Origin of the sequence: Streptomyces sp. SID486 (genome assembly GCF_009865385.1) — a bacterium.
Lineage (GTDB): Bacteria > Actinomycetota > Actinomycetes > Streptomycetales > Streptomycetaceae > Streptomyces.
In genome coordinates this window covers 24395-44877 of sequence record NZ_WWJT01000765.1, presented here as the reverse complement: position 1 = coordinate 44877, position 20483 = coordinate 24395, and the positions used below count along the sequence as shown (strand labels likewise).

Genomic DNA, 20483 nt, shown 5'->3' with positions numbered 1-20483 from the left:
CCGGTGGTGTTTCAGGCGACCGCGTCGTGCAGCCGGGCCGCCTGCTTGTCCTTGAGCGGGCCGATGACCGACAGCGACGGGCGCTGTCCCAGGATGTCGCGGGCGACCGAACGGACCTCGTCCGGCGTGACCGCGGCTATCTGGGCCAGCATGTCGTCCACCGACATCTGCTCGCCCCAGCACAGCTCGCTCTTGCCGATACGGTTCATCAGCGCGCCGGTGTCCTCCAGTCCCAGGACCGTGGAGCCGCGGAGCTGGCCGACGGCCCGGGCGATCTCGTCGTCGGTGAGACCGTGCTGTGCGACGTGGTCGAGTTCGTCGCGGCAGATCCGCAGGACGTCGTGGACCTGGCTGGGCCGGCAGCCGGCGTAGACGCCGAACAGGCCGCAGTCGGCGAAGCCGGAGGTGTAGGAGTACACGCTGTAGGCGAGGCCGCGCTTCTCCCGGACCTCCTGGAAGAGGCGGGAGGACATGCCGCCACCGAGGGCGGTGTTGAGCACGCCCATGGCCCAGCGGCGTTCGTCGGTGCGGGCGAGGCCGGGCATGCCGAGGACGACGTGCGCCTGCTCGGTCCTGCGGCCGAGCAGCTCGACCTTGCCGGAGCCGCGGACCCTGCGGCGGCCGTCGCGCGGGGCGATGGGCTGCGCGTCCGTGTTCCGCAGGGCGCCCGCCTTCTCGAAGGCCGCGCGGACCTGGCGTACGACCTTGGCGTGGTCGATGTTGCCGGCGCAGGCGACCACGAGGTGGGTCGGGTCGTAGTGCTTCTTGTAGAAGCGGCGGATGCGGTCGGCGGTGAGGGCGTTGACGGTGTCGACCGTGCCGAGGACCGGGCGGCCGAGGGCGTTGTCGCCGAACATGGTGTGCGCGAACAGGTCGTGCACGCAGTCGCCCGGGTCGTCCTCGGTCATCGCGATCTCTTCGAGGATCGCGCCGCGCTCGACGTCGACGTCCTCCTCGAGGATCAGCGAGCCGGTCAGCATGTCGCAGACCACGTCGATGGCGAGCGGCAGGTCGGTGTCGAGCACGCGCGCGTAGTAGCACGTGTACTCCTTGGCCGTGAACGCGTTCATCTCGCCGCCGACCGCGTCGAGGGCGGAGGAGATGTCCAGTGCGCTGCGTTTCGCCGTGCCCTTGAAGAGCAGGTGCTCCAGGTAGTGCGTGGCGCCGTTCAGGGCCGGGGTCTCGTCGCGGGAGCCGACGTGCGCCCAGATGCCGAAGGTGGCGGAGCGGACCGAGGGCAGGGTCTCGGTGACGATGCGCAGGCCGCCCGGGAGGGTGGTCTTGCGGACCGTGCCGATGCCGTTCCGGCCCTTGATGAGGGTTTGGGTACGGGCGACGGCCCGCGCCTCGGAAGAGGGGCGGGCCGTCACCTTCGGGCTACGGGACGTCACTGCTCGGCGTCGTCCTTGGCCTCGTCAGAGCCTTCCTCGCCCTCGATCACCGGGATGAGGGAGAGCTTGCCGCGGGAGTCGATCTCGGCGATCTCGACCTGGACCTTCTGGCCCACGCCGAGGACGTCCTCGACGTTCTCCACGCGCTTGCCGCCGGCGAGCTTGCGGATCTGCGAGATGTGCAGCAGACCGTCCTTGCCGGGCAGCAGGGAGACGAACGCGCCGAAGGTGGTCGTCTTGACGACCGTACCCAGGTAGCGCTCGCCGACCTCGGGCATCGTCGGGTTGGCGATGCCGTTGATCGTGGCGCGGGCGGCCTCGGCGGCCGGGCCGTCGGAGGCACCGATGTAGATGGTGCCGTCGTCCTCGATCGTGATCTCGGCGCCCGTGTCCTCCTGGATCTGGTTGATCATCTTGCCCTTCGGGCCGATGACCTCACCGATCTTGTCGACCGGGATCTTGACGGTGATGATCCGCGGGGCGTTGGGGGACATCTCGTCCGGACGGTCGATGGCCTCCATCATCACGTCGAGGATGTGCAGGCGGGCGTCGCGGGCCTGCTTGAGGGCCGCGGCCAGGACGGAGGCCGGGATGCCGTCCAGCTTGGTGTCGAGCTGGAGGGCGGTCACGAAGTCCTTCGTGCCGGCGACCTTGAAGTCCATGTCGCCGAAGGCGTCCTCGGCACCGAGGATGTCGGTGAGCGTGACGTAGTGCGTCTCGCCCTCGATGTCCTGGGAGATCAGGCCCATGGCGATACCGGCGACCGGGGCCTTCAGGGGCACACCGGCGTTCAGCAGCGACATGGTGGAGGCGCAGACCGAGCCCATGGACGTCGAGCCGTTGGAGCTCAGCGCCTCGGAGACCTGGCGGATCGCGTAGGGGAACTCCTCGCGCGTGGGCAGCACCGGCACGAGGGCGCGCTCGGCGAGGGCGCCGTGGCCGATCTCGCGGCGCTTCGGGGAGCCGACGCGGCCGGTCTCACCGGTGGAGTACGGCGGGAAGTTGTAGTTGTGCATGTAGCGCTTGCGGGTCACCGGGGAGAGGGTGTCCAGCTGCTGCTCCATGCGGAGCATGTTGAGGGTGGTGACACCCAGGATCTGGGTCTCGCCACGCTCGAACACCGCGGAGCCGTGCACGCGCGGGATGGCCTCGACCTCGGCGGCGAGGGTGCGGATGTCGGTGACACCGCGGCCGTCGATGCGCTTCTTCTCCTTGATCACGCGCTCGCGGACCAGCTGCTTGGTGAGCGAGCGGTACGCGGCGGAGATCTCCTTCTCGCGGCCTTCGAACTCCGGCAGGAGCTTCTCGGCGGCGAGCGCCTTGACCCGGTCCAGCTCGCTCTCGCGCTCCTGCTTGCCGGCGATGGTGAGCGCCTGGGCCAGCTCGGGGCGGACGGCCGCGGTCAGGGCCTCCAGCACGTCGTCCTGGTAGTCCAGGAAGATCGGGAACTCGCCGGTCGGCTTGGCGGCCTTGGCGGCGAGGTCGGCCTGGGCGCGGCACAGGACCTTGATGAAGGGCTTCGCGGCCTCGAGACCGGCGGCGACGACCTCCTCGGTCGGCGCCTCGGAGCCGCCCTCGACCAGCTTGATGGTCTTCTCGGTGGCCTCGGCCTCGACCATCATGATCGCGACGTCGCCGTCCTCCAGGACGCGGCCGGCGACCACCATGTCGAAGACGGCGTCCTCGAGCTCGGTGTGCGTCGGGAACGCGACCCACTGGCCGCGGATCAGCGCGACGCGGACGCCGCCGATCGGGCCGGAGAAGGGCAGGCCGGCCAGCTGCGTGGACGCGGACGCGGCGTTGATCGCGACGACGTCGTACAGGTGGTCGGGGTTGAGCGCCATGATCGTGGCGACGACCTGGATCTCGTTGCGCAGGCCCTTCTTGAAGGACGGGCGCAGCGGGCGGTCGATCAGGCGGCAGGTGAGGATCGCGTCCTCGGAGGGCCGGCCCTCACGGCGGAAGAAGCTGCCGGGGATCTTGCCGGCGGCGTACATCCGCTCCTCGACGTCCACCGTGAGGGGGAAGAAGTCGAGCTGGTCCTTGGGGTTCTTGGAGGCGGTGGTGGCCGACAGCACCATGGTGTCGTCGTCCAGGTACGCCACGGCGGAGCCGGCGGCCTGCTTGGCCAGGCGGCCCGTCTCGAAGCGGATGGTGCGGGTACCGAAGGCGCCATTGTCGATGACGGCCTCGGCGTAGTGGGTCTCGTTCTCCACTAGCGTTTTCTCCGTTACTTGTCGTCTTTCGTCCCGCGGCTGCCCGTGTGGCAGGGGGACGGTGGCGGAGAGGCGCTCCGTACGGTGCGGGCCGGTCTTCGATCGAAGCACCCGGGGATCTCTTTCCCCCGGGGGCCACTACCGAGGACCGGCGGCGGCGTGGCGCGCGTCTCCTCTTCTTGTCGTGCTGTGTCGTCCGTATTGCGTTGTGCTACCACACTACAAAGCGTGAGGGACACTCCGCACGTTTCCCCACGTACGACGAGGGGTGCCGTATGCGTGGCGGAGCCCCGCATACGGCAAAGGGAGCGGTCCCCGAACTCGTCCGGGAACCGCTCCCCTCACGGCGTCTTACTTCGCGCCCGCCGCACCACGGCGGATGCCGAGGCGGTCGACCAGCGCACGGAAGCGCTGGATGTCCTTCTTCGCCAGGTACTGCAGCAGGCGACGGCGCTGACCGACGAGGATCAGCAGGCCACGGCGGGAGTGGTGGTCGTGCTTGTGGGTCTTGAGGTGCTCCGTCAGGTCGGAGATCCGACGGGAGAGCAGAGCGACCTGGACCTCGGGGGAGCCGGTGTCACCCTCCTTGGTACCGAACTCGGAGATGATCTGCTTCTTCGTAGCGGCGTCGAGCGACACGCGTACTCCTCATGGTCTGTGTGTGGCCACCGAGTGCCCCCGGTCTTCATCGCGGGAGAGCTTCCGTTACTCGGGAGGCGGGGATCCGCTGGGCGCGGCCTCCAGGACCAGCTGGTTCCGGGGGCGCGTACACGAACGGCCGTCACTCAGGGTACCAGGCGCCGGCGGGGTCCTTACGCACGGTCGGCGCACGGTCGGCGAACCGCCCTGACGGGGCGGTGGCCGCCACTAGGGTGAGCGCCGGGATCGTACCTACCTCGGGAAGGGGTCGCTGCACCATGGCGGAGACGGAAGCGGAGATCAAGGCGCGCAAGGAGCGGGAGCGGGACGAGCTGTACGCCCTCGACATCTCCGGTGTCACGTGGCACTGCGCGCCCGGCACGGAGGAGCAGGAGGAGCGGGTGGAGATCGCCCACCTGCCCGGCGGGGCGGTGGCGATGCGCTCCTCGCTCGACCCCGACACCGTGCTGCGGTACACCGAGGCGGAGTGGCGGGCGTTCGTGCTGGGCGCCCGGGACGGGGAGTTCGATCTGCGGCCGATGGCCCACAACGGCGGGCTCGACGTGCAGTGAGCCGTTCCGCGGCCGCCGGATCGCACCGGCGGGCTCGATGCGCGGTGAGCGGTACGTGAAGAAGGGGGCGGCACGCGCGCGTGCCGCCCCCCTCCGTCTGCCTTTCGGTGTCCCGTCCCGCCGGTTCCGCCGCCTAGCTGGTCATGGCGCGGGCCTTGGCGTACACGTCGAAGACGGCCAGGGTGAGCGGGATCAGCGTGAGGAGCACGAAGCCCTCGCAGATCTCCAGGAAGCGTCCCCAGAAGGGGGTCAGCCCGCCGCGCGGCAGGATCAGCCCGAGGGCCGTCACCAGGGCAGCGGCCACCGCGATGACCGCGATCAGCCAGACGGTACGGATGTCGAGGTCGGTACGGTCGCCGGCCAGCGCGGCGCGCACGATGTGCTCCGGCGGGTTGAGGGCCAGGCCGAGGCCGAGCAGGACCAGGCAGGCGAGGCCGGCGGCCAGCAGGGAGGCGACCTGGGCGGTGTAGCGGAACATGCCGGAGCGCATCAGCATGGCGACGCCGGTGACCAGCGCGAGCAGCTGGGCCCAGACGTCGTCGGAGAAGCCCAGTACGGCCGAGGCGCCGACGGCGAGCAGCGCGCAGCCGCCCACCAGGCCGACGAGGAGTTCGTGGCCGCGCCGCGCCTGCGCCTCGATGCGCTCGGTGTCCACCGGCTCCTGCGGGGCGGTCTCGGCTCCGTAGGCGGAGCGGGGGGCGCCGCCGCTGGGGTTCTCGAAACCGATCGGCAGCCGGGCGAACCGCATGGACATGCCGGGCAGGAAGGCGAGCGCGCCGACGGCGACCGGCGCGCACAGGCCGGCCATCTCCCTGGGGGCCCAGCCGGTGAGGGTCGCGACGAAGACGACGATCAGGGCGACCGTCGAGGCGAACACGAAGGCGACGAAGGGCCCGTCGCCGTGCGGTGAGCACAGGGCGAGGATCAGGGCGGCGACGAGGACCGCCGCGCACGCCAGCAGGAACTGGAGTCTGCCGATGCCCTCGCCGTCGCTCAGCGGCAGCAGTCCGCTGCCCGCGACACCGATGTCGGGCAGTGCGCCGAGTCCCAGTGCGACGGCCGAGCCGCGGTCGTCGTAGACGCGGGCGCGGACGGCGGAGAGCAGGACCAGCAGGACGCCGGTGACGGCGGCCAGGATGCCGGCGAGGCCGTGCATGTCGTGGCGCGGCTCGGCCGTCCAGGCGACGAACGCGAGCAGCGCCGGCAGCACGCCGCCGCCGACGAGTCCCGCGGCCCGGGTGAGGTCGCCGCTCCACAGCTTGTGCTGCTTGGTTACGGAGGAGGCCACGGCGTCCGCGACGTCGTCGAAGACGGCCGGCGGCAGGGACTCCGCGAACGGGCGCAGGGTGAGGAGTTCGCCGTCGAGAATGCGCTGGGCGGCGAAGGAGCGGGCGCTGTCCAGCACGGTGCCGTCGGTGCGGACGAGGTGGTAACCGACCGGGGCGCCCGCCGCGGGGCTCTGCTGGGACAGCCGGAGGATCTCCGGATAGAGGTCGGCGACCGGAACGTCGTCGGGCAGTGCGACGTCGATACGGCTGTCCGGCGCGACGATGGTGACCCGGCAGAAGCCGAGTCCGGTGCCGGATGCGGAAGGGGCTCCCGTCCCGGGTCCGCCGGTGGCGGCGGCCGTCATGCTCACCTGCTGCTCCCCCTCAGTGGTGGTGGTGCGTCTATGTCGTGAAGGTCCCGTGCCGGTTCGCCCGGTGCGCGGCGGCACGGGTGCCGCGGGGCGGGATTCCGGGGTCGTACCGCCTCCCCATTGAGGAGTTCGCCCGGGTATGTCCGGCCTGCGCGGCGTGTGCTCACGCGAACATCCGGCACCCTACCGCTCACCCGTGCCGGATGAACTCAGTAGGATCACGCGGCGGCCTGCGCTCGCCGGACACGGGGCGGCGGGCGGAACGCCTGGGTCGGGCAAGGGAATTGGTGAGCGGTGAGCCAGATTGTCGTCAAGCGCCCCCCTAGGGCGCTTCCGTCCGAAGTGCCCACGGAAGAGGTCGTTGTCCAGGCACCGCCCGAATTGCCGCGGGGGCCTCAGGAAAGCGTGCTGATGCAGCTCCTGCCCACCCTGGGCATGGGCGGCTCCGTGGTCTTCTTCTTCACGAACGGTCAGCCGTTCATGAAGATCATGGGCATGATCATGATCGCCTCGACGGTGGCGATGTCCATCGCGATGGTGGTGCGCTTCCGCCGCGGCTCCCAGGGCCAGCTGGCCGACATGCGCCGCGACTACCTCAGTTACCTGTCGCAGACCCGCAAGTCCGCCGTCACCACGGCGCGGACGCAGCGGGACGCGCAGTACTACCTGCACCCCTCCCCCGAGCAGCTCTGGGCGCTCGTCGCCGAGGGCAGCCGGGTGTGGGAGCGGCGGCCCGGCGACGAGGACTTCGCGCACGTACGCGTCGGCCTGGGCCCGCAGCCGCTGGCGACCCCGCTCGTCGCCCCGGAGACGGGACCCGTCGAGCAGCTGGAGCCGCTGACCGCCGGTGCGATGCAGCGCTTCCTCGCCGCCCACGGCACCGTCGGCGACCTGCCGATGGCGGTGTCGCTGCGCGCCTTCTACCACGTCACGGTCAGCGGTGACCCGCAGTCCGTACGGGCCTCGGCCCGCGCCCTGGTCGGCTCGCTGGCCTCGCTGCACTCACCGCAGGACCTGATCATCGCGGTGGCCGCGGGCCGGGAGGCGCTGCCCCAGTGGGACTGGGCGAAGTGGCTGCCGCACGTGCAGGCGCCCGGCGCGGTGGACGGCGCGGGCTCACGCCGGCTGATCGGCACCGACCCGCGCGAGCTGGAGGACCTGCTGACCGCCCGGCTGTCCGGCCGGCCGCGCTTCCACCCCGGCGCCGCGCCGCTGATGGACGAGCCGCACCTGGTGCTCGTCCTGGACGACGTCTCCCTGCTGCCGGACTCGGTGCTCGCCAACCCCGAGGGCCTGCAGGGCGTCACCGTGCTGGAGGTCGTCCCGGGCGAACTCACGACGGCGGCCGGCGACCTGTCCGTCGTCGTCCAGCCCGGGCTGCTGCGCCTGGAGTCCGGGCACGGCGAGGTGTACGAGGGCACCCCGGACGGCCTGTCCTACGAGTCCGCCGAGGCCCTGTCCCGGCAGCTGGCGCCGCTGCGCATGGCGTCGGGCGGCGACGACGACGAGCCGCTGCTCGCCAACCTGGAGTTCACCGACCTGCTCGGCCTCGGTGACGCGGCTTCCGTCGACACCAAGCGGACCTGGCGCCCGCGCGCGCTCGCCGAGCGCCTGCGGGTGCCGATCGGTCTCGGCGAGGACGGCCGGCCCGTGATGCTCGACCTGAAGGAGGCCGCGCAGGAGGGCATGGGCCCGCACGGCCTGTGCGTCGGCGCGACCGGTTCCGGCAAGTCGGAGCTGCTGCGCACCCTGGTGCTGGGCCTCGCGGTCACCCACTCCTCGGAGACCCTGAACTTCGTCCTCGCGGACTTCAAGGGCGGTGCGACCTTCGCCGGCATGGCGCAGATGCCGCACGTGGCAGCCGTCATCACCAACCTCGCCGACGACCTCACCCTGGTCGACCGCATGGGCGACTCGATCCGCGGTGAGCTGAACCGCCGCCAGGAGATGCTGCGCGACGCGGGCAACTACGCCAACATCCACGACTACGAGAAGGCCCGCGCGGCGGGCGCTCCGCTCCAGCCGATCCCCTCCCTCGTGCTGGTGATCGACGAGTTCAGCGAGCTGCTGACCGCCAAGCCGGACTTCATCGAGATGTTCGTGCAGATCGGCCGCATCGGCCGTTCGCTGGGCGTGCACCTGCTGCTCGCCTCGCAGCGCCTGGAGGAGGGGCGGCTGCGCGGTCTGGAGACGTACCTGTCGTACCGGATCGGTCTGCGCACCTTCTCCGCGGCCGAGTCCCGGGCCGCGCTCGGCGTCCCCGACGCCTACGAGCTGCCGAACGTCCCCGGTTCCGGCTTCCTGAAGTTCGGCACGGACGAGATGGTCCGCTTCAAGGCGGCGTACGTCTCCGGTGTCTACCGCGTCGGCTCGCAACGGGCGGCCCTGCCCGGCGGACAGCTGCCGGTGGACCGGCGGCCGGTGCTGTTCACGGCCACCGAGGTGCCGGTGCAGTACAGCGCGATCCCGCAGCAACGCGCAGCGTCCCGGCCCGAGGTGGACGAGGCGCTGGCCGACACGGTCCTCGACGTGATCGTGCGCCGGCTGGAGGCGCAGGGCCCGGCGGCGCACCAGGTGTGGCTGCCGCCGCTGGAGAGCCCGCCGTCGCTGGACGCGCTGCTGCCCGGCCTGGCGGCGGTGCAGGGCCGCGGTCTGACCCAGCCCAACTACGAGGGCGCCGGCCGCCTGGTCGTACCCGCCGGCCTGGTCGACAAGCCGTACGAGCAGCGCCGCGACCGCCTCATGCTCGACTTCTCGGGCGCGGCCGGCCACATGCAGGTCATCGGCGGCCCCCAGTCCGGCAAGTCCACCTTCCTGCGGACCCTGATCTGCTCCTTCGCCCTGACGCACACCCCGCACGAGGTGCAGGTCTACGGCCTGGACTTCGGTGGCGGCGGTATGGCCGCGGTCGAGGGACTGCCGCACGTCGGCGGCATCGCCTCGCGCCTGGACCCGGAGCGCGTGCGCCGTACGGTCTCCGAGGTGTACGGCGTCCTGACCCACCGCGAGGAGTACTTCCGGGCGGCCGGGATCGCCTCGATCGCCGACTTCCGGGCCCGGCGCGCCCGCGGCGACATCTCCGTCACGGACCAGCCCTGGGGTGACGTCTTCCTCCTCATCGACGGCTGGGGCAACTTCCGCACGGACTACGAGGCCCTGGAGCCGGCCGTCCTGGACATCGCCGCCCGGGGCCTGGGCTACGGCATCCACCTCGTCCTGACGGCGTCCCGCTCGATGGAGGTCCGGGCGAACCTCAAGGACCACCTGATGAACCGCCTGGAGCTGCGGCTGGGTGACGTGATGGACTCGGAGATCGACCGCAAGGTCGCGGTGAACGTCCCCGCGGGCGTCCCCGGCCGCGGCCTCTCCCCCCAGAAGCTGCACTTCATGGCGGCGGTGCCGCGCATCGACGGGCTCACGTCCGACACCGACCTGGCCGAGGCGACGGCCGCACTCACCACCGAGGTCGGGCGGCACTGGCAGGCGCCGGGTGCCCCCAAGGTACGGCTGCTGCCGCGCCAGCTGGAGGCGGTCGAGCTGCCGCCGGGTGACCGCTTCCGGGAGCGGGGCGTCGCCTTCGCGCTGGACGAGGAGAACCTGGAGCCGGTGTTCCTCGACTTCGAGCAGGACCCGTTCTTCCTGGTCTTCGGCGAGAGCGAGTCCGGCAAGTCCAACCTGCTGCGGCTGCTGATCAAGCAGCTGACCCTGCGGTACGGCGGCGACGAGGCGAAGTTCTTCGTGGTCGACAACCGCCGCTCGCTGCTGGACATGACACCGGCGTCCCACCTGGCGGAGTACATCCCGATGTCGAGCCAGATGGACCACCACATGGCCGCGCTGGCCGACCTCATGCAGCGCCGCACGCCGACGGCCGACGTCACGGCGCAGCAGCTGCGGGACCGGAGCTGGTGGCGGGGCCCGCAGGTCTTCGTCGTCATCGACGACTACGACCTGGTCTCCACGTCCAGCGGCAACCCGCTCAGCGGCCTGACGGAGATGCTGCCCTTCGCCCGCGACGTGGGCGTCCGCTTCATCATCGCCCGCTCCTCCGCGGGCGCGGGCCGCGCCTCCTACGAGCCCTTCATGCAGCGTATGAAGGAACTCGGCGCGCAGGGCCTGATCATGGCCGGCGACCCGGCCGAGGGCGACGTCCTCGGCGGAGTACGCCCGCGACCGATGCCGGCGGGCCGGGGCGTCTTCGTGTCCCGGAAGCGGGGGAAGCCGTTGGTGCAGACGGGGTTGGTGGATGTGGAGTACTGAGGGAACGCCAAAGCAACGACGTCGGTAAGACGCCTTTCCGAATCCGGCGGCCATTCGGCCGCCGGATTCGGCATGTCCAGGGATTCCGGCCAAGCGGCCGTTTACCGGTCGAGTTCACCGAAATCCCTTGCTGCGACTGCCTACCCACCGTTAACGTCACGTGCCGCGCGACCGGATTCGCAGTCGGTACACGGGGAGTGTCCATGACCTGGGACGAGTGGGAAAACCTCAAGCGTCAGGCAGCTGACGGGGGGTCTCCGCACACTCGGCTGAACCAGCTGACGGACAGCGGCGGTGGTGGCCGCGGCGACCAGGACCTGGTCGTCCATCAGGACGACCTCGGCGCCATCGGGCACGAGGCGTACGGACTGCACGACGCTCTCCGCAAGCAGGCGGACATCGACGGCATGGGGTCCGACAGGCACGGCAACGGCAGCACCATGCAGGCCGCTGCCGAACTCAAAGGGCAGGGGTTCACCATGGGGCCGGCTCTGTCGCGGGCCGTCACGACCTGGACGGACCAGGTGAACTCCCTCCTGCAGGCCTGCGCGACCATTTCGAACCACCTCAATTACTCGCAGAAGACCCATGCCCATGACGACGGTGTAATTGCCGCCAGCCTCAAGCAGGCAGACGGCTCCGCCGTGCCTGTCTCGGAGCTGAGCAAGTACTTCAAGTAACGGGGGACATGATGTCCGGCGTCACGATGACCGGCCTGCTGGAAGTCGACTTGAGCAAACTGGAGACCAGCGTCACCGACTGGAAGTCGGTCGTCGACAAACTCGAGGCTCTGGCCACCAGAGCCGAGAGAGGGTTACAGGCGAAGGCCGACGGTGCCCGGTGGGCGGGAGTCAACTCGGATGTCACCCGGGAATTCGTCCGCAAGACGGCCAAGGAGTTCAGGGACGCCCACGCCGAGGCCGACAGCATCTACAAGGTACTCAACGATGCGCACGCCGAACTCGTCGCCGTCCAAAGGAAGCTGAAGACAGCGCTCGAGAAGGAAGCTCCCGCGCTCGGCGTCAAGGTGGACGACTACGGAAGCCAGGGCGACGGCCCCGTGATCCATGTCTTCTTCCCGCACGATCGCACCACGGACGACACCCACACCGAAGAAGAACTCGGCAAGGCGCACAATTTGGCGGCGCGTATCGCCAATCTTGTGGCTCACGCCCAGGAGATCGACTCCTCGGTGGCTCGTGCCCTCGCCAAGAGCCATGGCGGCGACGCCCACGACTTCGGGCACGAGACCTACACCTCGTTGGACGACGCCGAGCAGCAGCGTGCCACAGAACTGGCGAAGCTCGGGACCAGGATGAGCGACCACCAGTTCGCCGAACTGAATGCGATCATGAAGTGGAACGCGACGGACCCCGCCTTCAGCACCGCGTTCTACAAGTCACTCGGCAGCCCCGAGAAAACGCTGGAGTTCTACGGCCGCATGGCACTCGACGGTACCGAGGGTGACAACAAGGAGCGCTTGGAGCTGACCAAGCAGCTCCAGCGCAACATGGGCACCGCGCTGGCAACGGCGACCGACGCGGACAACAGTTCCCATCTTCCGGCCAGCTGGGGAGAGCAGTTCAGGAGACTTGGCACGAAGTCCATCGAGCTTTACCGGGGCGGAATCAACCCACCCTACGGATACCAGATCCTCGGCGGACTGCTGCGGTACGGCAATTACGATCCGCGATTCATCGACCCCATCGCGGAACACATCGTCCAGTTGCATCATAAGAACCCCGATTTCTTCATGGGTACCAAGCCGATGGCAGGGGGAGCCGACACGAACTGGGGATTCAATCCGTCGGGCAAGGACGGTGCTGGATATGATCCGCTCACGAGCGTGCTGGAAGGGCTCGGCCACAGCCCCGAGGCGGCGAAGAAGTTCTTCTCCGACGACATGGTGCCCACGGTGTACAACGAGGACGGCACGGTGAAGAAGGGCGCCACCCTCGACTACACATACTTCGACGAGCTGACGAAGAGTGATTTCGAGTGGCCGCCGGACAGCCTGGCGGCGCCCGGCAGCGACGCTGTCGCACATGCCCGCGACGGCGGCCCGGATGCCCTGGGCCATGCTCTGGAAGCAGCCACGCTGGGTCACTCCTACGACGACCCGACGCCGACTCTCAAGCGGGACGACACCTCAGCCGCGATCATGGCAAAGGTCGTCGAGGCGTATGGCGACCCCGAGAGAATCCAGGACCCCATGGCGGACAGCCTCGGCCGTATGGGAGCCGGATACATCGACGACCTCAACTGGGCACTGAACGACAACCGCACGGACAGCCTGTACTACCCGACGGCCTCAAGCGGTCACGCGCAGTTCGGCGAGTCCAGCGCGATCAAGTTCCTGAGCGCCGTCGGGCAGCACCCGGACGGGTATTCCGAGATCTCGACGGCTCAGCAGGTCTACGGAACAACAGCTCTGGAAGCGCAGGTACATGATGGTCACATCGATCAACCGCACGCGCGGGAGATCGTCCGCACGGGCGCACAGGTTCAGGGAATCATCGACCAATCCCGCGCGGACCAGGTGAAGGCGGAAGGGCTCGCCAAGGACGAGGAATACAACAAGAGTCTGCAGAAGAATGCCGGTTGGATCCAATTCGGGGCGGGCGTGGGGATCGCCGCCGGCGCAGCCTTCCTTCCCCCTGTGGCCGCAGCCGGAGTAGCGGGCACCCTGATCCCCGTCTTCACCGATGCCGGCAAGGGTGCCATCGGGCAGCAGATCGCGAACGTGATCGGCGACGGCGCCGAGACGATGCAACATGACAGCGCGAGCTCGATCCACGAGCAGACCAGTGAGATCTACCGAGCAGGGCAGGGAGCGGCTGCATCACCGATGGAAAGCTTCATGCGTAACCACGGGATACACCATGACGACGACGGATTCGGGCAGAACCTCGAAGAGGCTCTGCGGACCGGGTACGGACTCGGGACCGACGGAGCGAGCCAGCGCGGTGTGCTGCCGGATGCCTAGTCGAACCGCTCGCCACGTGAAGATCCCGCTCATCACCGTCCTCCTGGTCCCGCTGGCGTTGGCGGTGACCGGCTGCCAGGGCGGGGAGACGAAGGGCGGCGGACCGTCTGCCGCGCGGACGACCTGTGCCGGGGTCCTGGACGCTCAGACCGAGTCAGCCGTTCGTCGGCTCGCGGACATTCACGGTCCGGCGAAGGTCGAGTACGAGGGTGATCCGGCCCTGACGGCCAGCCAGCTGGCCGCTCAGTACCTCACAGGTAAGGCCGATCAAAAAGACTACTTCTTCTGCGGCGCCTACCGGGGCTCGGCCGAGCACGAGTCCGTTCGGATCAACTTCTCATTGACCCAGGAGCTTCCGCGGGCGAGCACGACCGGCTCGGAGTTCAAGGGGTACCGCATGGGAAAGCTGGCCCGCGTGAGCAGCAGGGCCGGCTATCTCTATTTTGATTGCTCCAGCGTGAAATTCGACCGCACAACCCAACTGGTACGGGCGGAGATCGATCCCATTACCGGGGTCACCGAGCCATCCGACGCGGCGCGGGAGGACAACCTACGTGTCCTGCACGGCTCCAGCCGTGCACTCTCGCGCCTGCTGGAGTGTGAGCCGGGCACGGGCATCACCGGGTCGTTCACGGTGCCGCCCGCGACGTAGGCGGAGGGCCGACATGGGCTCCGCCGCCCCGGGAGCGGGGTGGAGGCCGTACAGCGTGAGTGGCACGGGGCATGCCCGGCCTTCTCACCGGGCGACCGGGACGAGGGTCCGCTCCTTCGTCAGATCGCGTGCCGTCCATTCCGTGCGCGCCGAGAACGACTACCGTGGCCGACCTCCGTACATGGACTGAGCGGAGACGTGAAGTGAAGCGAAGTCGAGAGCGTAGTACTCGCAGAGCGGTTCTTGCCCTCGCGGCAGCAGTTCTGCTTGTCGGGGGCTGCAGCGACGGATCCGGGCACGAGCAGGCGGCAACCGCTTCGGGTACGGCCGCGAACAGGATCTGCGACCGGGCCTTCGATGACGCCTCGGCGGGCCAGGCATTGCGACGCCTGGCCGGCACGGACCGATTCGACGAAGCCACAGGCGTCGGAGAGGCCGGCGAGCCACGGACGTTCTCCGTGCAGAAGGCCGTCCAGCACCTGCACGACGACTACCGCAAACGCGGCGCGTGCTGGGTGTACAAGGCCGGTGACGACAGCGGGCAGCCCCTTCTTGAGATCCGCTTCTCCGGATCCCAGAGCCATCCTTCGGCATCCGACAAAGCCGGAGGTGGCAAGGTCAGCTATGCGTTGGGGCTCTACGCGCAAGTGGGGAGTGCCGGGGCCGACCTGTTCTTCCTGTGCCCCACCAGAGCCACGTCCAGCGACACATACGTCGGCGACACGAAGTACGTGAAGGCGGAACTTTTCGCCGACGCCACCCGGTTGCGCGGCAACAGTGTCGACAAGGACCGCATGGTGATCCTCAACGCCATCTCCCGAAAAGTAGCCCAGGAGGCCGGCTGTGCTGCGGAAGCACGCCTGCCTGCGACGGTGCCTGACCCGTGAGCCGATCAGCGTTGCCACTCCAGAAGGGCGATGGCCGGGTGAGCACCTGGCACGGCGGCCACCCTTCTGGGTGAAGGCGGCTCCGCCGGGGACGGCGCAGGTCGTGGTCGGCGGCGCACGGGGCCGAGAGGTGTAGCGGAAGAGCGGGCTGCCGCGGCTGCAGCCGGTCAGGAAACAAGCACTGAGGTTCGCCGCCGAGTGCGGGAAGGCGGGCAGGGCGGCGGGCTGGGGTCGGCGACCTGTAGGCGGTGTACCGGCGCTCGGGGACGGGCACCCTGGCGCACGGACTTACGGGCTCACCACCGCCATATCGGGATCGCTCTGCCCGGTCTTCCTTGGAGCTCTCCGCACCACGCCTGTGGCCGTCCGGCGCGACAGAGGGTGGGCACCTCCCGTGCGTGCCCACCCTCTGTGCTGTTGCGTCGGCAGTTCGACTGACCGGTGATGCCGACTTACATGAAGTAGCTGGCAGCCTTGCGGTCGCCGCCCTGGTAGTCACCGCCGGCCGCGTGGACGACCCGGCCGATGGCCATGAGCGCCTCGTGGATGCCCTTGGCCTCGCGGTCCCAGGATGCCTGCTGCTCGGCGTACGCGTTGTGGGCCTCGCCCTCCCACATGCTGGCCACACCGGCGACCTTCTGCTTGATGGCCTCGAGGCTCTCTTCGAGCTTCTTGGCATGGTTGGCCAGCTGGGTGGCGGTCTCGTCGAGGCTGCCGTAAGTGACCTCGAGCTCGCCGCTGTTGTTGACGCCCATGATTGCTCCGTTCGCTGAGAAGTGGTGACCTGGCGGGATCAGTAGCCGGACAGCGCCGAGTGGGCGCCACCGAGGTCGACGTCGATGCTCTGGACCTGCGAGCGGATCTCGTCCTCCGTGCCGTCCTTGATCTTCCGGGTGCTGCTCATGGCCTCGATGAACTTGGCAAGGATGTTGCCGATCTTGACCATGCGCTCGTTGATCTCGGTCTGCTTGGTGTTGAAGGCGCCGGCGCCGATGCCCTTCCAGTTGCCTTCGAGGCTGTCGATGAGAGCCTGCAGCTGCGTGAGCTGACCCTTGATGCCCTCGAAACGGTGCAGAAGCTCCTTTTCGAGGACGATGATGTCCTTGTCGCTTACCTTCTGGCGCTGCGTCGCCATTTCCGTGCCTTTCTCTGTGAACTGGCCTTGCCGTGCGCTGCGTTCTGGCTTCAGCACGGACGGCAAGCGGGATTCTGCTCACTCGGTGAGTGAACAGGGGTGCGGGAGACCGTTCAGGCGTTACGGCGTGCGCGCAGCACGGCGAAACCGACGCCTCCGATGACCAGTACGGCTGCTGCGGCGCCGATGATCACCCACATCTGGTTGCTGCCGCCCGAGTCGCTGTCCTTCACGGCGGCGGAGGCGGGACCGTTCGCGGATCCGGCGTCCTCGGACGGCTTTCCGGAGGGAGTCTTGGCCGAGGGGCTGGGCTTCGCCGACGTACTGTCGCCGTTCTCCTTGGCGAGCGGGTCGACGTCGGCCGGCCCCGGGTCGATGTCCTTGTTGATGAGCACGCGCCGGGGGCGGACGCCACCGTAGCCGAGGTACTTGCTGGGCTTGTCTTTCGGCCAGTCTCGGGCAGCGGTGTCGATCATCGTCCGCAGGACCTGGTTGGCCGTCCAGTCAGGGTGCGCCGACCAGACGAGGGCGGCCGAGGCGGAGGCGATGGCGGAGGCGGGGCTGGTGCCGTCCGTGTCGCAGTACTCGGTGAACTGACCATCGCACCACGAGGGGACGTTCAGCCCTGGCGCCGCGAGGTCCACATAGCCTCCGTACGAGGAAAACTTACCCACCGTGCCGGATTTGTCCAGAGCGGCCACACCGACCGCGTGAGGGTAGATGGCCGGATATGCGGCGTAATTCCCCTTGTCCCCTTCATTGCCGATGGAAACGAACATCAACTTGCCCTTGTCTGCCGCGTACTTCATGGCGGACTTGACGCCAGCTTCAGCGATCGGGCCGCCAAAGGACATGTTGATGACCTTCGCATCACTGTCGGCCGCAGCTCGGATCGCTTCGGCCTGGCCCGGTGTTTTGCTGATTTCCTCCGTACCCCTCAAGCCCCCCAGGTCAATACGGAAGGGAATGATCTTGGCATCCGGAGCAAGGCCCTTGATGCCGCCGCCAGCACCCGTCCCTGCGATGAGTTCAGCCATGGAAGTGCCGTGCCCGGTGCGGTCTTGAGTGACGTGGTAGGCAAGGGACTTGGGTACCTCATCAACCAGCACCTGCCCCTTGAGGGAGGAGGTCGCCGAGTTGACCCCACTGTCGATCACAGCAACCTTCACCCCCTTGCCGGTGCTGATTCTCCAGATGTCGTCAGCACCCATGGCGTCCAGGTACCACTCCTTGGACTGCACATCGAGGGCGACGGCCTCCGGCGCAATCGTCGCCGACGTGATGACGAGCGCACCGAGTGCTGAACACACGGCGGACAGACGCCGCGCATTACGCCTCGTCGGGAGGGCCACCCTCGTGCCCCGTCGGCCGGTCCCTGGCTTCATGCCTGTGTACGTCCTCGCTCGTGATCAGTCGTTCGTCTGAGGCACATCGCGCCGCTGCCGCGCTGGGTGGCGCTCCTCCTTGTCCGCCGTCCCACCGGGGCGACCAGTCCCTCCACCCGGGGTCTGACGACTGCCGACGGCACCACGACCAAGGCCCGCGTCGCTCGGCCCGCCACTCTTGCCAAGGTTCCGGTTTGCACCGATGACACCTTCGGGACTGTTCGCCGACCGTAGCGCGGCTTGGCCGGCGCCTGGTTCGGCCTTCGTCACAGGAGCGCCCACGACTCCTCGCTGTGCGATAGGCCCCTTGGCTGGCGTGGAGGTAGCCGGTTCCTCGGCGCCGACGACCATACCGCGCGGGACACGAGGGTTGGTCGCGCCTCCAGACGTACGCCCGGTGACGGGCTTGCCCCCGACGACGCCATTGCGCGCCTGACCGATAGGGCCGGTTGCCCCCGTGCGCGCGGCAGGCGTGCCTGTGGTCCGGGGAGTACCGCCGGTGACAGGGCGTCCCATCGGCGAACGACCGGACTGAACGGGTCCTCGCGCACCCGGCTGGCCCGTTGGGTTCGTCCGCCCCATCGCGCGAGCGGCCTGTCCCGCAGGCCCCTGCGGCACACGACCGCCAGAGCCGGTCCGCCCTGCTTGACCCGTCGGCCCCTGCGGAACACGTCCACTGGAGACAGTTCGTCCTGTCTGACCTGCAGGTCCCTGCGGCACTCGACCACTTCCACCGGTACGCCCCTGGGCGGTCGCAGGCGGCCGGCCGGTCGGCCCGTAACCGGGGGTACGACCCGACGTAGGCGTGAGGGGAGGCGTCATAGGACCTGTGGGGAACGGCGGCATCGGCCCACCACCAGTAGTGGTCGGCAAATTGGGTGCCGGCGGGCTGGGCGGTGTAGTCGGCACCTGTGGAGGCAGGGTCGTCGTGGTGTTGATCTCCGTGCCGACATCGTGGCCGGAGGGCGCAATGGGGTCATGTACGTCATTGAGGGGCGGAACATGTCCCTTGGCCTCTGTCCCATGCGGCGTAGCCTCACCGGTGTGGCCTTCAGCCAGGCTGCCCCGGACCGCGGCCGCCGACCTCGAAGCCGAAGCCGAGTTCGAGGCACCTGATCCGTACCGCCGCTTCTCCTCGGCAAACCCATCGGCCTTCGGTACACCGACGTCCGTGATCGGCTTGAGCGGCGCCGGCTCCGCCTGCTTGCCCAGGTCCGTCGCCGCGACCTTGTAGTACGAGGCCAGCCGGTTCATCTGGTTGATGGCCTCTTGCCGGTGCTTCTCGGCCTTCACCGCGGCCGCGTAGTCCGGGTTGCCGTCCACCTGCTTGGCCTTGGGCAGCTCGGTGGGCAGCTTCTGCTCATGCGGCGGCCGCGTGTCCCTGGGCGGCATGGAGGCGCGCGCGGAGGCGAGGCCTGTGGCCGCCACGGAAATGTGGGTACCGGCTTGATCGGCGTACCCGGCGAGGCCGTGGGTGTAGCTGATGAGCTGCTTCGTCCATCCATGGAAGGACTCCGCGCCCTGGCCTTCCCAGTCGACCGTCAAGTGCTGCTCCAGGTCCTTCGCAGCCTTCCGGATAGCCTCGCCGGCGTCGAAGAGGGATTTGCTGGTCAGTTCGAGGTGCTCTGGGTTGGCATGCTCGACCAGGTCGATCATCTCGTTGAGGTCGTGCTCCTCGAAGTTCGTCGACCCGACGAGGTTGACCCGGATGCCACCGCCGAAGAACGGCATGTGTGCCAGCATGTTCTGCGCGGTCGTGAGAGGTGCGACCTGCTGGCCGACCTCCTTGTCAACCCCTTGGACGGCGGACTTGTATTCGGGCTTCTGCTTCCAGTCGTCACTCACGCGAGGTTCGTCTCCCCCGTCGACTTGTTTCCGCCCTTGTGTCCCGCATCCTGCTGGTCAGCGGGAGCAGCCTTCTTCATGTCGTCCTGGTATCGCTTCATGTCCTCGTCGTACTGCGCACCGATCTGCGTATGAAGCCGCCAGAAGCGCTGCCGGACCTCTTCCTCGGTCCCGTCGTACGTAGCGTCGGCCGCATGTGCTGCGAGCTTCAGGGACTCGATGTGCAGCCCTAGAGTCTTCGACAGATGAGTGAGCCGTTCATGCACCGACTCGTACGCGGAGTGCAGATCGCCCGCCTCGTCGAACGGGGCGTTCGTACCACCGAACGACGCCCTGCTGAGTTTCTGCTGCGCAACCTTGGACGGGCCTCCGTGCCCCTCCTCGAAGTTGGACAGCGCCTCGTCGAGTTTGCCCTTGAACGACTGCAGCGCATCGATGCCGCGCCTCATACCCGAGCCGCCACCGTCAGCCACCGCGACCCCTTCCCCGTGTCCCCGTTGGTACAGCGGACAGACCGAGCGGCGCCCAGCCGCATCCGATCCATCGCCGACCACTGTAGTCACTGTGTAAATCGCGGCCAACTGAACTCTGCGACGGTTCAGTTGCGATGCTGTCCCTAAGTGACCGCGTTGCGACTGGCAAAGATCAACAAGACGGTCAATACCGACAGAACGGGCCCGGCATCTGCGCAGAAGCTTCACATGTGCGCGGCGGGCGCGGCGCTGCGGGCGTCCAGGGGAGGGACTTTGCAACCACAAAACCTCACCCCTGGGCAGGCGGTCCGTGGTTGCCGAACAGTTCGGGCCGGCATCCGGCCCGTCCGCCGCGCCGGACCTGGTCGGGGAAGGCGACAAACCCGCCTCCCCCGAATTTTCA

The 20483-nt window shown here is 68.6% G+C and carries 15 protein-coding genes; 6 read left to right on the top strand and 9 right to left on the bottom strand.

Annotated features, from left to right (window positions below; translation table 11 throughout):
* Positions 1–11: 11 nt before the first annotated feature.
* The 3 genes from GT045_RS35775 to rpsO form a co-directional block, all read right to left on the bottom strand.
* Positions 12–1391, bottom strand: a complete 1380-nt coding sequence (locus tag GT045_RS35775) for a pitrilysin family protein (RefSeq protein WP_161336757.1) — start codon at positions 1389–1391, stop codon at positions 12–14.
* The gene (locus GT045_RS35770; protein WP_161296801.1) at positions 1388–3607 is read right to left on the bottom strand and encodes a polyribonucleotide nucleotidyltransferase; all 2220 of its coding nucleotides are present in this window, start codon (positions 3605–3607) and stop codon (positions 1388–1390) included. Before GT045_RS35770 ends, GT045_RS35775 begins: the two co-directional genes overlap by 4 nt.
* Before the next feature lie 351 nt (positions 3608–3958).
* Positions 3959–4246, bottom strand: coding sequence for a 30S ribosomal protein S15 (gene rpsO / locus GT045_RS35765; RefSeq protein WP_004982702.1), 288 nt, complete (start codon positions 4244–4246; stop codon positions 3959–3961).
* A gap of 278 nt (positions 4247–4524) precedes the next feature.
* Between rpsO and GT045_RS35760 the strand changes: the two genes are divergently transcribed.
* Positions 4525–4818 carry a DUF397 domain-containing protein gene (locus tag GT045_RS35760; protein WP_161296799.1) on the top strand — a complete coding sequence of 98 codons (294 nt, stop codon included), beginning with the start codon at positions 4525–4527 and terminating at the stop codon, positions 4816–4818.
* A 133-nt stretch (positions 4819–4951) separates the two neighbouring features.
* Here GT045_RS35760 and eccD read toward each other — a convergent pair whose 3' ends face one another.
* Positions 4952–6451 (bottom strand): type VII secretion integral membrane protein EccD, encoded by a 1500-nt coding sequence (gene eccD, locus GT045_RS35755; protein ID WP_161336763.1) that lies wholly within the window; start codon positions 6449–6451, stop codon positions 4952–4954.
* Positions 6452–6751: 300 nt separating this feature from the next.
* On the opposite strand from eccD, the gene eccCa reads away from it, so the two are divergent.
* The 5 genes from eccCa to GT045_RS35725 all read left to right on the top strand — a co-directional run bounded on the left by eccCa (position 6752) and on the right by GT045_RS35725 (position 15242).
* Positions 6752–10717 (top strand): type VII secretion protein EccCa, encoded by a 3966-nt coding sequence (gene eccCa, locus GT045_RS35745; protein WP_161296797.1) that lies wholly within the window; start codon positions 6752–6754, stop codon positions 10715–10717.
* A 203-nt stretch (positions 10718–10920) separates the two neighbouring features.
* Positions 10921–11397: a hypothetical protein gene (locus GT045_RS35740; RefSeq protein WP_161296795.1), complete on the top strand. Its 477-nt coding sequence runs from the start codon at positions 10921–10923 to the stop codon at positions 11395–11397.
* An 8-nt stretch (positions 11398–11405) separates the two neighbouring features.
* The gene (locus GT045_RS35735; protein ID WP_161336756.1) at positions 11406–13703 is read left to right on the top strand and encodes a DUF6571 family protein; all 2298 of its coding nucleotides are present in this window, start codon (positions 11406–11408) and stop codon (positions 13701–13703) included.
* A gap of 16 nt (positions 13704–13719) precedes the next feature.
* A complete protein-coding gene (locus GT045_RS35730; RefSeq protein WP_161336755.1) occupies positions 13720–14355 on the top strand; it encodes a hypothetical protein in 636 nt (211 codons plus the stop codon).
* A 458-nt stretch (positions 14356–14813) separates the two neighbouring features.
* A complete protein-coding gene (locus tag GT045_RS35725; protein ID WP_161336754.1) occupies positions 14814–15242 on the top strand; it encodes a hypothetical protein in 429 nt (142 codons plus the stop codon).
* Between the two features lie 452 nt (positions 15243–15694).
* Here GT045_RS35725 and GT045_RS35720 read toward each other — a convergent pair whose 3' ends face one another.
* The 5 genes from GT045_RS35720 to GT045_RS35700 form a co-directional block, all read right to left on the bottom strand.
* Positions 15695–15997: a WXG100 family type VII secretion target gene (locus GT045_RS35720; RefSeq protein WP_161296786.1), complete on the bottom strand. Its 303-nt coding sequence runs from the start codon at positions 15995–15997 to the stop codon at positions 15695–15697.
* Positions 15998–16035: 38 nt separating this feature from the next.
* On the bottom strand, positions 16036–16434 hold the full coding sequence (locus GT045_RS35715; protein ID WP_345942859.1) for a WXG100 family type VII secretion target: 399 nt from the start codon (positions 16432–16434) through the stop codon (positions 16036–16038).
* 56 nt (positions 16435–16490) lie between these two features.
* Positions 16491–17588 (bottom strand): S8 family serine peptidase, encoded by a 1098-nt coding sequence (locus GT045_RS35710; RefSeq protein WP_237539143.1) that lies wholly within the window; start codon positions 17586–17588, stop codon positions 16491–16493.
* A gap of 198 nt (positions 17589–17786) precedes the next feature.
* On the bottom strand, positions 17787–19607 hold the full coding sequence (locus GT045_RS35705; RefSeq protein WP_161336752.1) for a hypothetical protein: 1821 nt from the start codon (positions 19605–19607) through the stop codon (positions 17787–17789).
* Positions 19604–20080, bottom strand: coding sequence for a hypothetical protein (locus GT045_RS35700; protein ID WP_345942858.1), 477 nt, complete (start codon positions 20078–20080; stop codon positions 19604–19606). Before GT045_RS35700 ends, GT045_RS35705 begins: the two co-directional genes overlap by 4 nt.
* Between the last annotated feature and the right edge of the window lie 403 nt (positions 20081–20483).